This is a genomic window from Synechococcus sp. CS-1328, assembly GCF_025128095.1.
Lineage (GTDB): Bacteria > Cyanobacteriota > Cyanobacteriia > PCC-6307 > Cyanobiaceae > CBW1002.
This window is the reverse complement of record NZ_JAHLYT010000033.1, coordinates 38,592-52,343: the sequence shown is the minus strand read 5'-3', so window position 1 is coordinate 52,343 and position 13,752 is coordinate 38,592. Positions and strand designations below refer to the sequence as shown.

The window sequence follows — 13,752 nt, the reverse complement described above, 5'->3', positions numbered from 1 at the left end:
GGTGCGGCCACGATGGTGGGCGCTCAGGCACATGAGCCGGTGGGAGCCAGGCAGGCTGCCTACACTCGCGAGCACCAGCCCGAGCAGGATGCCGTCAGCCGCTGAACTCGCCTGGTTGATTCCGGTGCTTCCCCTGTTGGGGGCCTGCGTCACCGGCCTCGGCCTGATCAGTTTCAATCGCACGGTTAACCGATTGCGAAAACCGGTGGCGGTGCTGCTGATCAGTTGCGTCGGCGCCGCTGCGGTGCTCAGCTACGCCGTGCTGGCCGAGCAGCTCGCCGGCGCCGGCCCGATCGAAGTGTTGTTCAACTGGGCCAGCGCCGGCACCTTCAATCTGCAGATGGGCTTCCGCGTCGATGCCCTCGGGGCGGTGATGCTGGCCTTGGTCACCACCATCGCCCTGCTGGTGATGGTCTACTCCGATGGCTACATGGCCCACGACAAGGGCTATGTGCGCTTCTTCACCTATCTGGCCCTGTTCAGCAGCTCGATGCTGGGCCTGGTGATCAGCCCGAACCTGCTTGAGATCTACGTGTTCTGGGAGCTGGTGGGGATGTGTTCCTACCTGCTGGTGGGCTTCTGGTACGACCGCGACGCCGCCGCCAACGCCGCCCAGAAGGCCTTCGTGGTCAACCGGGTCGGCGACTTCGGCCTGCTGCTTGGGATCCTGGGCCTGTTCTGGGCCACCGGCAGCTTCGGGTTTGAGGAGATCGGAGCCCGGCTCAGCGAGGCCGTGGCTGGCGGCAGCCTCAGCACCGGTGTGGCCGTGATCCTCTGCCTGCTGGTGTTCATGGGGCCGATGGCCAAGTCGGCCCAGTTCCCTCTGCATGTCTGGCTGCCCGATGCCATGGAGGGCCCCACGCCGATTTCGGCCCTGATTCATGCCGCCACCATGGTGGCGGCGGGCGTGTTCCTCGTGGCCCGGCTTCAGCCGGTGTACGAGCCCTTCGCGGCGGTGCAGCTCACGATCGCGGTGATCGGCACGATCACCCTCGTGCTGGGGGCCTCGATTGCCCTCACCCAGATGGACCTGAAGAAGGGTCTGGCCTACAGCACCGTCAGTCAGCTGGGCTACATGATGCTGGCGATGGGCTGCGGCGCTCCCGTGGCTGGCATGTTCCACCTGGTGACCCACGCCTTCTTCAAGGCGATGCTGTTCCTTGGCTCCGGATCGGTGATCCATGCCATGGAAGAGGTGGTGGGCCATGAGCCGGTGCTGGCCCAGGACATGCGTCTGATGGGCGGCCTGCGCAAGTTCATGCCGATCACCAGCGCCACCTTCCTGATCGGCTGCGTGGCGATCAGCGGCATTCCGCCTCTGGCCGGCTTCTGGAGCAAGGACGAGATCCTCGGCCAGGCGTTCGGCAGCTTCCCGGTGCTCTGGGTGGCCGGCTTCGTGACCGCCGGCATGACCGCCTTCTACATGTTCCGGCTCTACTTCCTCACCTTCGAGGGCGACTTCCGCGGCACCGACCAGGCGATCCAGGCCCAGCTGCTCGCCGCCGCCGGTAAGGCCAGCGCAGCGGATGACAGCCACGACCACGGCCACCACGCCAGCCACCCGCATGAATCCGGCTGGCAGATGGCCATGCCGCTGGCGGTCCTCGCCGTTCCCTCGGTGTTGATCGGCCTGCTCGGCACCCCCTGGAACAGCCGCTTCGCCGGCCTGCTCGATCCCCATGAAGCCGCTGAGATGGCGGAGCACTTCTCCTGGGCCGAGTTCCTGCCCCTGGCGGGAGCATCGGTGGCGATCTCGGTGGCAGGCATCTCCGTGGCGGTGCTCGCCTATGCGCTCCACAGGATCGATCTGGGCACGGCGGTGGCCGCACGCTTCCCCGCCCTCAATGCCTTCCTGGCCAACAAGTGGTATCTCGACGACCTCAACGACAAGCTGTTCGTGCAGGGCAGCCGCAAACTGGCCCGCCAGGTGCTCGAGGTGGACGCCAAGGTGGTGGACGGTGTGGTGAACCTCACCGGCTTGCTGACCCTGGGCTCGGGAGAGGGTCTCAAATACTTCGAGACCGGTCGTGCCCAGTTCTATGCGCTGATTGTGTTCGGCGGTGTGATCGCCCTTGTGGTGCTGTTCGGCGCCCTGGGCTGATCCTGCTGACGGGCTCACGCTCTGTGTGACATCCCCCACCGCAGCTCTGGCGGGCGGTGGGCATTTCTACACTCCGGCCTGACCTGACCTGCCCAGGACCGTGGCCTTTCCCTGGCTGAGCGCGTCGATCCTTTTCCCGATCGGCGCTGCACTGCTTATCCCGTTCGTTCCCGATGAGGGCGATGGCCGCAAGGTGCGTTGGTACGCCCTGGGCATCGCTCTGATCACCTTCCTGCTCACGGTCGGTGGGTACCTGAATGGCTACGACCCCTCCGTGGCTGGCCTGCAGCTGGTGGAGCGGGTGGAGTGGCTGCCCGATCTCGGTCTGGCCTGGTCGGTGGGGGCCGATGGTCTGTCGATGCCCCTGATCCTGCTCACCAGCTTCATAACCGCCCTGGCGGTGCTGGCGGCCTGGCCCGTGACCTTCAAACCGCGGCTGTTCTTCTTCCTGCTGCTGGCCATGGATGGCGGCCAGATCGCCGTGTTCGCGGTGCAGGACATGCTGCTCTTCTTCCTCGCCTGGGAGCTGGAGCTGCTGCCGGTGTACCTGCTGCTGGCCATCTGGGGCGGCAAGAAGCGCCAGTACGCCGCCACCAAGTTCATCCTTTACACCGCCGGCAGCTCCCTGTTCATCCTCCTGGCGGGCCTGGGCATGGCCTTCTACGGCGGCGGCATCCCCACCTTCGAATACACGAGCCTGGCGGCGAAGGAATTCAGCACCGGCTTCCAGGTGCTTTGTTACGCCGGCCTGCTGATCGCGTTCGGCGTCAAGCTACCGATCGTGCCGCTGCACACCTGGCTGCCGGACGCCCACGGTGAGGCCACTGCGCCGGTCCACATGCTGCTGGCCGGGATTCTGCTGAAGATGGGTGGCTACGCCCTGCTGCGCTTCAACTGCCAGCTCCTGCCCGACGCCCACGTCCGCTTCGCCCCATTGCTTGTGGTGCTGGGGGTGGTGAACATCATCTATGCCGCGCTCACCTCGTTCGCCCAGCGCAACCTCAAGCGCAAGATCGCCTACAGCTCGATCAGCCACATGGGCTTCGTGCTGATCGGCATCGGCAGCGTCAGTGCCCTGGGCACGAGCGGGGCCATGCTGCAGATGGTCAGCCATGGCCTGATCGGCGCCAGTCTCTTCTTCCTGGTGGGAGCCACCTACGACCGCACCCACACCCTCCAGCTCGACGACATGGGTGGGGTGGGCCAGAAGATGCGCAAGATGTTCGCCCTCTGGACCGTCTGCTCGCTGGCCTCGCTGGCCCTGCCCGGCATGAGTGGCTTCGTGGCCGAACTGATGGTGTTCGTTGGCTTCGCCACCAGCGAGGTCTACTCCCTCAGCTTCCGCATCGTGATGGCGGTGCTGGCCGCCGTGGGGGTGATCCTCACGCCGATCTACCTGCTCTCGATGCTGCGGGAGATCTTCTTCGGCAAGGAGAACGCCGAGCTGGCCTCCCACTCCAACCTGGTGGATGCCGAGCCTCGGGAGATCTATGTGATCAGCTGCCTGCTGGTGCCGATCATCGGCATCGGTCTCTACCCGCGCCTGATGACCGACACCTACCGCGCCTCGATGGAGCGGCTCGTGGGCCAGGAGGACAAGGCGATGGCGCACCTGCGAGAGGCCACCGGCCTGCCGGGAGGCACTCCCCTGGCTCCGTTCCTGGCGAGTGGAGGAGCGCAAGCCCTGCTGCGCGCACCTGCTGTGGGCTGATTCAGTCCGCTCCGCCCAGGCGTTCTTCCCAGGACCGCCTGAGTAAACAAACCCTGCGCTGGCCCAGTCTCTTCAGCCCGCCCGGCGAGCTTTTCTTACGCTCCATCCATTCTTGGTCCCACTCCCCGGCTTGATCCGATGCGACAGCTGAACTTCCTGCTGATCTTCAGCTTCGGCCTGGCCACGGTGATGTTCACCCTCGAGAACACGGCCCCCACGACCGTGCACTTCCTCCCCGGCATCACCACCACCCTGCCCCTGGCCGCCATGCTCCTGGTGGTCGGTGGCATCGGCGCCACCGCGGCCTGGGTGTTTGCCGTCTGGACCGGCGTGGTCAAACAGGTGGAGCGCCTGCAGGAGCAGACTGAACGGGAGGCCCAGCAGGTGCGAATCCAGGAACTCGAAGATGATCTGCAGCGCTACCGCGCCGCCGTGGACGCCCAGCTCGGCCTGCTGCCGGCCGCCGGCGAGAGCTCCGCGACGTCCAGCGACAACTGACTTGAGCTGGGAACACACCCCTGGTGCACTGGCTTCGCGACCGTTAGCGTGCGCTTGATTCCGCTTGGGGACCCGAGAGCGCGTGGCTGAAGCAGGCGCCAGGTTGGCCATCCGACTGCTCCAGGATGCAGCGATCCGCGGTGATCTCGACCCGTGGGATGTCGATGTGATTGCCGTGGTAGATGGTTTTCTCGACCAGCTGCGCCAGCGCATCGGTGCTCCTCGTCTGGTGGTGGCCCGGTCGGATGGGCGCCAGGGGGGCAGTTACGAGCGCGATCTGGCCGAAACCAGCGAGGCGTTTCTGGCGGCCTCCGTGCTGGTGAGCCTCAAGGCTGAAGTGCTGGAAGCCCGCACCTTCCCGCCTGAACCGATCGACGAGCTGCTCGAAGCCCCGTGCGATGAGAACGAGGATTCCGGCTGGGGCGCCATGATCGCCCTGCCGCGGCGGCCTGAGCGCCACCTGCGCCGCCGACCCGTGGCACCGCCTCCGTTGCAGAGACCCGTGACCCTTGGCGAACTGATTCGCCAGCTCGAGACGATCGCGGAACGGCTCGAACAGGAGGGGGAGGGGCGTCAGCGCCAGCGAACGCGGAACCGCCGGTTCAGCGATCGCGCCGCAATCGAACAGGTGGCCAACCTCGCCCACCGCGAGAAACTGCCGGAGACCACCACCGGGCTGCAGCGGTTCCTCAGCCACTGGCAGGCGGCGGCGGACTGGCTCGATTTTGAGGTGCTGGTGGGCGCCTGGGCACGGGCGGTTCAGCAGGATCCGGCCGGCGAGGATCTCGATTTTGATCGTGTGGGCGTGTTCTGGGCCCTGCTCTTCCTCTCCGCCCAGGGATCGGTGGAGCTGGAGCAGCAGGGCGGACTGTTCGGCCCGCTGCAGCTGCGCCGCCTCGAACAGGTGCCAGCTCCCCTGCCGACCCGGGACATGCTGGCCGCCTGACGCCTTTGACTATGGTGTGCCTATCAATGGATGGGGACAGGCGCCAATGAAGGCGATGATCCTGGCGGCAGGAAAGGGGACGCGTATTCGGCCGATCACCCACATCCTGCCGAAGCCGATGATCCCGATCCTGCAGAAGCCGGTGATGGAATTTCTGCTGGAGCTGTTGCGCGAGCATGGTTTCAACGAAATCATGGTGAACGTCTCCCACCTGGCAGAGGAGATCGAGAACTACTTTCGTGATGGACAGCGTTTCGGGGTTCAGATTGCCTACAGCTTCGAAGGCAAGATTGAAGATGGAGAGCTGATCGGTGATGCCCTCGGCTCGGCCGGAGGTCTCAAGAAGATCCAGAACTTCCAGCCCTTCTTTGATGACACCTTCGTTGTGCTCTGCGGCGATGCCTTGATCGACCTCGATCTCACCGAGGCGGTGCGTCGCCACCGTGAGAAGGGTGCCATGGCCAGCCTTGTCACCAAACGGGTGCCCAAGGATCAGGTGAGCAGTTATGGCGTGGTGGTGACCGATCCTGAGGGTCGTGTGCTGTCCTTCCAGGAGAAGCCGAGTCTGGAGGAAGCCGCCAGTGACATGATCAACACCGGTATCTATATCTTTGAACCAGAAGTTTTTGACTTCATTCCCGATACGACCCCTTTCGATATCGGCTCCGATCTCTTTCCAAGATTGGTTCAGGCCGGGGCTCCGTTTTACGCCCTGCCAATGGACTTTGAATGGGTGGATATCGGCAAGGTTCCTGATTACTGGCAGGCGATCCGCAGCGTCCTTGAAGGTGAGGTCAGGCAGGTGCAGATCCCTGGCAAGGAAGTGCGGCCCGGCATCTATGCAGGTCTGAACGTGGCGGCCAACTGGGACAAGATCAATGTGAAGGGGCCGATCTATGTGGGTGGCATGAGCCGGATTGAGGATGGTGTCACCATCATTGGCCCCGCGATGATCGGTCCCAGTTGCCACATCTGTGCCGGTGCCACGATCGACAACTCCATCATCTTCGATTACTCACGCATCGGTGCTGGTGTTCGCCTGGTCGACAAGCTCGTGTTCGGCCGCTACTGCGTCGATCGCAATGGTGACCACTTCGATCTGCAGGAAGCTGCCCTTGACTGGCTGATCACCGATGTCAGGCGTCAGGACCACAGCTCCCCTTCACCCCAGCAGAAGGCCATGGCCGATCTTCTCGGCACCGACCTGACCCTGTCCCAGAGGTCCTAAACCTGCCTGGCGGATGATCGCCGGAATGCGTTCCTCCGCCTTCACCGCCATCAGATGGACGCCCTGGGCGATCGTGCTGTAGGCCCGCACCTGCTCCGCCGCGATGGCAATGCCTTCGGCTGCAGGATCGGCCGAATCGGCCAGGCGGTCGATCAGCTGCTGGGGAATCCGAGCCCCCGGCACGACCCGATTCACGAAGGCGGCGTTGCGCGCCGACTTGAGCAGGAACACACCCGCCAGCACCGGCAACCCCAAGGGGGCGGCCAGTTCATCCACGAACCGCTGCAAGGTTTCCGCCTCCATCACCATCTGGGTCTGCACGAAGCGGGCCCCGGCCTCCTGCTTGCGCTGCAGCCGGTTGTGCAGGCCGCTCCAGCTGGGTGACTGGGGGTCAGCGGCGGCGCCTGCAAACAGCTGGATCGGACCATCGGGCAGGCTGCCCTTGACAGGATCCTCGCCACGGTTGAGACGACTGACCAACTGCAGCAGCCGCACCGATTCGAGTTCATTCACCGGCCTGGCCCCAGGCTGATCGCCGGCTCGCACCGGATCCCCGGTGAGGCAGAGCACGTTGCGGATTCCAAGGGCATGCGCACCGAGCAGATCCGCCTGCAGGGCGATGCGATTGCGATCGCGGCAGGCCACCTGCCAGACGGGCTCAATCCCGGCATCCAGAAGTAGCCGACACACCGCCAGGCTGCACATGCGCATCACGGCGCGGCTGCCATCGGTGACGTTGACCGCATGCACCAGTCCCCGCAGGGAACACGCCGCCTCCAGGGTGCGCGTGCAATCACCTCCCCGTGGTGGTGTCACCTCGGCGGTGACAGCGAACTGGCCCTGGGTCAGTGCCTGGTGGAGCTGCTGCAAGCCTTCGGAGGATCTCAGGCTCCCATCATGCGGCAAAGACCTGCTTACAGTGAGGTCTGAGCCTGGCAAGCACCGGAGCGGTCGGATGGAGTGGAGTCACAGCCCGGGTCCGCCGATGGCCGCGCTTTCAGAGCGCGAACTGGAGATTATTGAGCTGGTGGCGCAAGGTCTGACCAACCAGGAAATCGCCGATCGGCTGATGATCAGCAAGCGCACCGTTGATAATCATGTCAGCAACATCTTCACCAAGACCGGTGTGAAGAACCGGGTGGCCCTGCTGAACTGGGCCATGGACAACGGCAAGATCTGCCGCGATGGCTTCAATTGCTGTTCCCTGGATGGGAACGGCCTTGCACCTCGCCCACCAGGGGAACGAGGCTGAAGCTCTCCTGATCAAAGCCGAACAGCTCGGCGTATGCCAGGCAATCCTCCAGGTCGCCAGAGACCCGCAACACACCTTGGTGGTCGTAGAGGCCGGTCACCGGCAGTCCCCCTGAATGTGCTGAATTTCTTTCGACTTGGAGATTACGGCGCCGCTGGCCCTGATTGGGCCGTTTGCGCCGCCGCGACTGATTGGGAAACCGTATCTATTGCTGCTGTTCGGACAACGACGGCTTGAGCCTGGGGCTAATCCAGGCATCCCAGCAGCGCGGCACGCTCCGCGGTGGGCCAGGAGGCGAGGGGATGCCTGGCCAGGGCGGCGTTGCTGAGGTCGTGGCGGCCGCTGATTTCGGTTCCGCACCAGGGGGGCACCACCACCGCTGCCGTTGCGTCGGGCAGCTCCACTTCGGCCACCATCAGTGGAGCATTGGCCCCCTCAAACACATCCAGCACCCAGTCGCCCCCGGGCAGATCCAGGCCATAGCGCCGCTTGATCAGCTGGTTTGGCGCCTGGGCCAGCAGGGCCTCGCCATCCGCCCTCGGAATCGTGTATTCGAATTCCTGGCGGATCAAGGGAACGGTGGCAGCGTCTTCCGATGGAGTCCGCACGGCCTCCGATAACGCTGCCTCAGATAACGCTGCCTCCGACAACGGTGCCTCAGATGACATGGCACCGGATGACACCGCGCCAGATGGCACCGCTGCCTTGAGGGTGAGCCAGGCGCGATCCTGATCGGCGAGGCGCACGCGCAGGGTGAAGCCATCCTCCCGGCTCACCAGGTACCCCTGGGCCAGCTGTTCACTCCAGCGCACCCGCGACCGCCACTGATTGCCCCGCACGAGAAAGCGGCGCTCGATTTCCAGGGCCATGGCTGCAGGGCGCTGGCGTGGCGCCGGATCGCTGCCGCCATTGTGGGCCGGCCTCAGTTGGGCCCGGCTTCGGCTCCATTGAGGCTGCCGGCCCAGTGGAGTTTGCGGGTGAGGGTGCGGTAATAGGAGGGGCTCTGCTCGAGGATCACGAACAGGGCCGGGTGCGGACTGCGCTGCACGATGCAGCGATCGCCCGGCTCCAGTTCGGTGGCGTGGGCGCCATCTTTCCAGAGCTTGACGCGGCGGCTGCTCTCCCCCAGGGGCCAGACGATCAGTCGCGCTCGCGGTGGCACAACCACCGCCCGGCTGGAGAGGCTCATGGGGCAGATCGGCGTGATCACGATCGCCTCGATGCCCGGATGGAGGATCGGTCCACCCGCCGCCATGGCGTATCCCGTGGAGCCGGTGGGGGTGGCGATGATCAGGCCATCGCCGCGGTACTGGTCCACCACCTCGCCGTCGATTTCCATTTCGAGCACACAGGTGGGCGACAGCTCATCGAGGCAGGGTCGCAGGTAGAAATCGTTCAGGGCGCAGTGGGCGCCATCGCTGTCGTCGCCGAGAAGCACCCCATCGCCGCGATCGACCTGGGCCTCCAGCATCAGGCGACGCTCCAGGGCGAAACGGTCGTCGTGCAGGCGCTGCCACAGGCTGTCCGCCGGATCGGATGGCTGGGCGCCACTGGCGCTGAGCCGCATCAGCCGCGGATCATGGGTGAGGAAGCCCAGGTGCCCGCCCACGTTGAAACTGAGGATCGGCACGTTGTGACGGGCCAGATGGCGGGCTGCACCGAGCACGGTGCCATCACCGCCAAGCACCAGGGCGAGATCCGGCAGGCGTGGTTCCGTCGCCAGCAGGCCGGGGAAGGGATTGGAGCTGAGGCCGCTCACGGCGACGATCACGTCCACCCCGAGCGCCTTGAGATCGGCGACGCAGCGGCGAGCCTGCCGCTGGGACGCCTGGCTGCCGGAGCGCACGATCAGCCAGACCCGTTCGATCAGCATGGCCGGGGGACCGACCTACCAGCGCAGCAGGTTGAAACGCTCCATGTCCACGGTTTCGCGGTTGCGATAGAGGGACAGGAGGATGGCCAGACCCACGGCAGCCTCGGCGGCGGCCACGGTGATCACGAAAATGGTGAACACCTGGCCTCGGATCAACTGGCCATCCAGGTAGGTCGAGAAGGCCATCAGATTGATGTTCACGGCATTGAGCATCAGCTCGATGCTCATCAGCACGCGCACAGCGTTGCGGCTGTTGATCAACCCCCACACCCCGGTGCAGAACAGGATGGCTGCCAGCACCAGATAGGCCTGCAGGGGGATGGGGCTGGGCAGATCAGGGCTCATGGTGTGTTCTCCAGCATGGGACGCTTCTGGTCATTGGTGTCCAGCAGCAGGGGGGTGCGGGACTTTTCGATCAGGCCCTGATCGACGGGCTCGCCGGTGATCACATCACTGCTGAACACGTCGCGGCGGGCCAGCACAATCGCTCCGATCATGGCCATCAGCAGCAGCACCGAGGCCAGCTCAAAGGGGAGCAGATAATCGCTGAACAGGTGCTCACCAATCCGGATGGTGGCCTCATCGCCGATCGGGGTGGGGCCTGGCAGGGCCCAGTCGGTGGTGAAGGCCACCCGCACCAGGAGCAGGAACAGTCCAGCGCAGACGGCACCGGAGAGGATGCGACGGAGCAGCAGACCGGGAATGGCGGCGAGGGTCTCCTGCTTGTTGACCAGCATGATCGCGAACAGGATCAGCACATTGACGGCACCCACGTAGACCAGCACCTGGGCAGCGGCCACGAAGCTGGCATTGAGCATGAGATACAGCCCAGCCACCGACAGGAACACGCCGCCGAGCAGAAAGGCCGAATAGACAATGTTGGGCAGCAGCACCACGCCGAGCGAGCCGAACACCAGGGTGGCCGACAGCACCAGGAAGCAGATCTGCTGGGTGGTGGAAGCGATCGTCATCAGGAAGCGGCTCCGGGATCGGCCTGGGTCTCGCCTGCAGGGGCGGCCTTGGGCAGGGTCTGCAGCACCTGCTCGGGAAGTTTGCCTGCCCGAGGGGCAGTCGCGGGCACATCGTGGGGATCCATCACCCCCTGAGGCAAGTAGGCCAGTTCGCGCAGGGCGAACACGGCCGGATCACTGGTGACGCTGGTGGGCAGCCGTCCGAGGGCAATGTTGTCGTAGTTGAGACTGTGACGATCGAAGGTGGACAGCTCGTACTCCTCGGTCATCGACAGGCAATTGGTGGGGCAATACTCGACGCAGTTGCCGCAGAAAATGCACACCCCGAAATCGATCGAATAGTTGCGCAGTTCCTTCTTCTTGGTGGCTTTGTTCATCACCCAGTCCACCACCGGCAGGTTGATCGGGCAGACGCGCACGCACACCTCGCATGAGATGCACTTGTCGAACTCGTAGTGGATACGGCCCCGGTAGCGCTCCGACGGGATCAGCTTCTCGTAGGGGTACTGAACCGTGATCGGGCGCCGGCGCAGGTGGTCAAAGGTGACCGCCAGGCCCTGGGTCATGTACTGGGCGGCGCCCACTGCATCGCGCGTGTAGTCAGTGACCTTCTTGAGGAAGCCGAACATGAACCGGAGAGCGAGGGAGCTGGAAAGGGAAACAGGCTGCGCACCATGATGGCCGCCTCAGCAAAAAACCGTCGACCAAGTCGAACCCGGCAGGTTCAGCCGCCGAAGGCCATCGGGAAGGCCAGCTTCAGGGCAGCGGTGACCAGCAGGTTCACCAGGGCGATCGGCAGCAGGAACTTCCAGCCGAGATCCAGCAGCTGGTCGATCCGCACCCGCGGGGTGGTCCAGCGCAACAGGATCGCCAGGAAGACCAGAAGGTAGGCCTTGAGCACGGTCATCACGATGCCGGTGGCGCCGGTGATCACCTGCACCACCGGGGCATCGACAGACTGGCCGATGGCGCCGGCCAACCACTCGACCGGGACTGGAAAGCCCCATCCACCCAGATACAGCACCGAGACCAGCAGGGCCGAGAGCACGAGGTTGATGTAGCTGCCCAGATAGAAGAGGGCGAACTTCATGCCGGAGTATTCGGTCTGGTAGCCGGCCACCAGCTCCTCTTCGGCCTCCGGCAGGTCAAAGGGCAAGCGCTCGCATTCGGCCAGGGCACAGATCCAGAAGATCAGAAAACCCACCGGCTGGCGCCAGATGTTCCAGCTGAGAATGCCGGCGCCGGTCTGCTGGTCGACGATGTCGACGGTGCTGAGCGAGTTGCTCATCATCACCACCGCCAGCACCGCCAGGGCCAGGGGAATCTCGTAGCTGATCGACTGGGCCGCCGCTCGCAGGCCGCCGAGCAGGGAATACTTGTTGTTGCTGGCATAGCCGCTCATCAGCAGGCCGATCGGCTGGATGCTGCTGAGGGAGATCCACAGGAAGATGCCGATCCCGACGTTGCTGATCACCAGGTGCTGGCCGAAGGGCACCACCAGCCAGCTGAGGATCACGGGAATCACCACCAGCACAGGCCCGATGGTGAAGAGCAGGCCATCGGCCCGGGCCGGAATGATGTCCTCCTTGAACACGAGCTTGAGGCCGTCGGCGATCGGCTGCAGCACCCCGAGGGCGCCGGCATATTCCGGGCCGATGCGCTGCTGCACGGCGGCGGAGATCTTGCGCTCGAGCCAGACGCTCACCAGTACTCCCACCACGGCGGCCACCAGCACCAGCAGCATCGGCAGGGGCAGCCAGAGCAGACGGGCCGCACCAGCACTGAGGCCGAGGCCCTGCATCACGTCGGTGAAGCTGGCCTCCAGATCGAGGCCGGGACTGACGGTCGCCGCCGTGGCGACCGCTGCGAAGGAGGAGATGGTGGAGGTCACCATGCGGAGGGCGGCAAGGGGCGCGGCGGCAGTGGGGGCAACTTAGGCGGACGATCAGGCAGACGGTGCAATCGCTGCAAAAGCGCGATCAGCGGCCCTCCAGGGGCGCCCAGCTGCGACCGCTGGTGCCTGTGTAGATCTGGGTGGGACGGTAAATGCGATTGGCACCCAGTTGTTCCTTCCAGTGGGCCAGCCAGCCGGCGGTGCGGGCGATCGCGAAGATCGGGGTGAACAGATCGCGGGGGATGCCGAGCTTGCGGTACACCAGGCCGGAATAGAAGTCCACATTCGGATAGATGCCCTTCGGACCCAGCCGCACGGCGGCGGCGTCCTCCAGCTGGCGGGCCAGGTCGTAGAGGGGGTCGTGGCCGAACCGATCGAACAGATCTTCGGCCAGTCTCTGCAGGATCACCGCACGCGGGTCCTTCACCTTGTATTCGCGGTGGCCGAAGCCCATGATCTTCTGCTTCTCGGCAATTGCCCGATCCAGCCAGGGCTCCACCTGGTCGGCGCTGCCGATCGCCTCCAGCATGGCCAGCACGTCCTCGTTGGCACCGCCATGCAGGGGGCCGGCCAGGGTGCCAACGGCCGAGGCCACCACGGCGTAGGGATCAGTGAGGGTGCTGGCGGTGACGCGGGCACTGAAGGTGCTGGCGTTGAGGCTGTGCTCGGCGTGCAGGATCAGGCAGGCATCGAAGATGCGGGCCGCCAGGGGATCGGGCTCCCGCTCGGTGAGCATGTAGAGGAAGTTGGCGGCGTAGGAGAGATCGTCGCGGGGCTGGATCGGATCCTGCCCTTTGCGGATCAGCTGGAACGCCGCCACCATCGTGGGGATCTTGGCGATCAGCCGGACCACCGCCTCGAAGATGTACTCGGGGTTGTCGAGGGCACGGCGGGAATAGAAGAGCCCCAGCGAGGCTGCGCTCGACTGCAGCGCGTCCATCGGATGGCCGGTGGCCGGGAAGCACTTCATCATGTCCCGGATGCGGAAGCTCACCCGGCGGTGCATCTGCACCTCATGCTCAAACGAGTTGAGCTGGGAGGCCGTGGGCAGGTCTCCCCAGATCAGCAGGTAGGCCGTCTCGAGGAAACTGCTGCGATCCGCCAGCTCATCCACGTCGTAGCCGCGGTAGGTGAGCAGGCCCCGCTGTCCGTCGATATCGCAGATCGCCGACTGGGTGGCCGGTACGCCCTCCAGACCCGGACGGAAGGGAGGAGAAGAGGAAGACGGATCCACCGTGCCAAGGCATTCCATTGCTGCAGACCCTACGGCCAGCGGCT

The 13,752-nt window shown here is 64.9% G+C and carries 14 protein-coding genes; 6 read left to right on the top strand and 8 right to left on the bottom strand.

The window, feature by feature from the left end:
• Nucleotides 1-88: 88 nt before the first annotated feature.
• The 5 genes from KQ310_RS05840 to KQ310_RS05820 all read left to right on the top strand — a co-directional run bounded on the left by KQ310_RS05840 (nt 89) and on the right by KQ310_RS05820 (nt 6,484).
• Nucleotides 89-2,101 (top strand): NAD(P)H-quinone oxidoreductase subunit 5, encoded by a 2,013-nt coding sequence (locus KQ310_RS05840; protein WP_259720826.1) that lies wholly within the window; start codon nt 89-91, stop codon nt 2,099-2,101.
• A gap of 100 nt (nt 2,102-2,201) precedes the next feature.
• Nucleotides 2,202-3,812 carry an NAD(P)H-quinone oxidoreductase subunit 4 gene (locus KQ310_RS05835; protein ID WP_259720825.1) on the top strand — a complete coding sequence of 537 codons (1,611 nt, stop codon included), beginning with the start codon at nt 2,202-2,204 and terminating at the stop codon, nt 3,810-3,812.
• A gap of 138 nt (nt 3,813-3,950) precedes the next feature.
• Entirely contained in the window at nt 3,951-4,310 is a 360-nt protein-coding gene (locus tag KQ310_RS05830) for a LapA family protein (protein WP_259720824.1), read from the top strand.
• An 82-nt stretch (nt 4,311-4,392) separates the two neighbouring features.
• The gene (locus KQ310_RS05825; protein WP_259720866.1) at nt 4,393-5,256 is read left to right on the top strand and encodes a segregation/condensation protein A; all 864 of its coding nucleotides are present in this window, start codon (nt 4,393-4,395) and stop codon (nt 5,254-5,256) included.
• A gap of 46 nt (nt 5,257-5,302) precedes the next feature.
• Complete coding sequence (locus KQ310_RS05820; RefSeq protein WP_259720823.1) at nt 5,303-6,484, top strand: NDP-sugar synthase; 1,182 nt, start codon at nt 5,303-5,305, stop codon at nt 6,482-6,484.
• Here KQ310_RS05820 and KQ310_RS05815 read toward each other — a convergent pair.
• Nucleotides 6,419-7,354: a methylenetetrahydrofolate reductase gene (locus KQ310_RS05815; protein WP_259720822.1), complete on the bottom strand. Its 936-nt coding sequence runs from the start codon at nt 7,352-7,354 to the stop codon at nt 6,419-6,421. The genes KQ310_RS05820 and KQ310_RS05815 overlap by 66 nt on opposite strands.
• A gap of 115 nt (nt 7,355-7,469) precedes the next feature.
• On the opposite strand from KQ310_RS05815, the gene KQ310_RS05810 reads away from it, so the two are divergent.
• Nucleotides 7,470-7,736: a response regulator transcription factor gene (locus tag KQ310_RS05810; protein ID WP_259720821.1), complete on the top strand. Its 267-nt coding sequence runs from the start codon at nt 7,470-7,472 to the stop codon at nt 7,734-7,736.
• A gap of 245 nt (nt 7,737-7,981) precedes the next feature.
• On the opposite strand, the gene KQ310_RS05805 is transcribed toward KQ310_RS05810, so the two are convergent.
• From KQ310_RS05805 to KQ310_RS05775, 7 genes are all read right to left on the bottom strand, one after another.
• Nucleotides 7,982-8,605 carry a CYTH domain-containing protein gene (locus tag KQ310_RS05805; RefSeq protein ID WP_259720820.1) on the bottom strand — a complete coding sequence of 208 codons (624 nt, stop codon included), beginning with the start codon at nt 8,603-8,605 and terminating at the stop codon, nt 7,982-7,984.
• A gap of 53 nt (nt 8,606-8,658) precedes the next feature.
• Complete coding sequence (locus KQ310_RS05800) at nt 8,659-9,609, bottom strand: NAD(+) kinase (RefSeq protein ID WP_259720819.1); 951 nt, start codon at nt 9,607-9,609, stop codon at nt 8,659-8,661.
• A 15-nt stretch (nt 9,610-9,624) separates the two neighbouring features.
• The gene (gene nuoK, locus KQ310_RS05795) at nt 9,625-9,954 is read right to left on the bottom strand and encodes an NADH-quinone oxidoreductase subunit NuoK (protein WP_259720818.1); all 330 of its coding nucleotides are present in this window, start codon (nt 9,952-9,954) and stop codon (nt 9,625-9,627) included.
• A complete protein-coding gene (locus KQ310_RS05790; protein WP_259720817.1) occupies nt 9,951-10,580 on the bottom strand; it encodes an NADH-quinone oxidoreductase subunit J in 630 nt (209 codons plus the stop codon). Before KQ310_RS05790 ends, nuoK begins: the two co-directional genes overlap by 4 nt.
• The gene (gene ndhI, locus KQ310_RS05785; RefSeq protein ID WP_259720816.1) at nt 10,580-11,209 is read right to left on the bottom strand and encodes an NAD(P)H-quinone oxidoreductase subunit I; all 630 of its coding nucleotides are present in this window, start codon (nt 11,207-11,209) and stop codon (nt 10,580-10,582) included. Before ndhI ends, KQ310_RS05790 begins: the two co-directional genes overlap by 1 nt.
• A 95-nt stretch (nt 11,210-11,304) precedes the next feature.
• Nucleotides 11,305-12,474, bottom strand: coding sequence for an NADH-quinone oxidoreductase subunit NuoH (nuoH, locus tag KQ310_RS05780; protein ID WP_259720815.1), 1,170 nt, complete (start codon nt 12,472-12,474; stop codon nt 11,305-11,307).
• A gap of 85 nt (nt 12,475-12,559) precedes the next feature.
• Nucleotides 12,560-13,726, bottom strand: a complete 1,167-nt coding sequence (locus tag KQ310_RS05775; protein WP_259720814.1) for a citrate synthase — start codon at nt 13,724-13,726, stop codon at nt 12,560-12,562.
• Between the last annotated feature and the right edge of the window lie 26 nt (nt 13,727-13,752).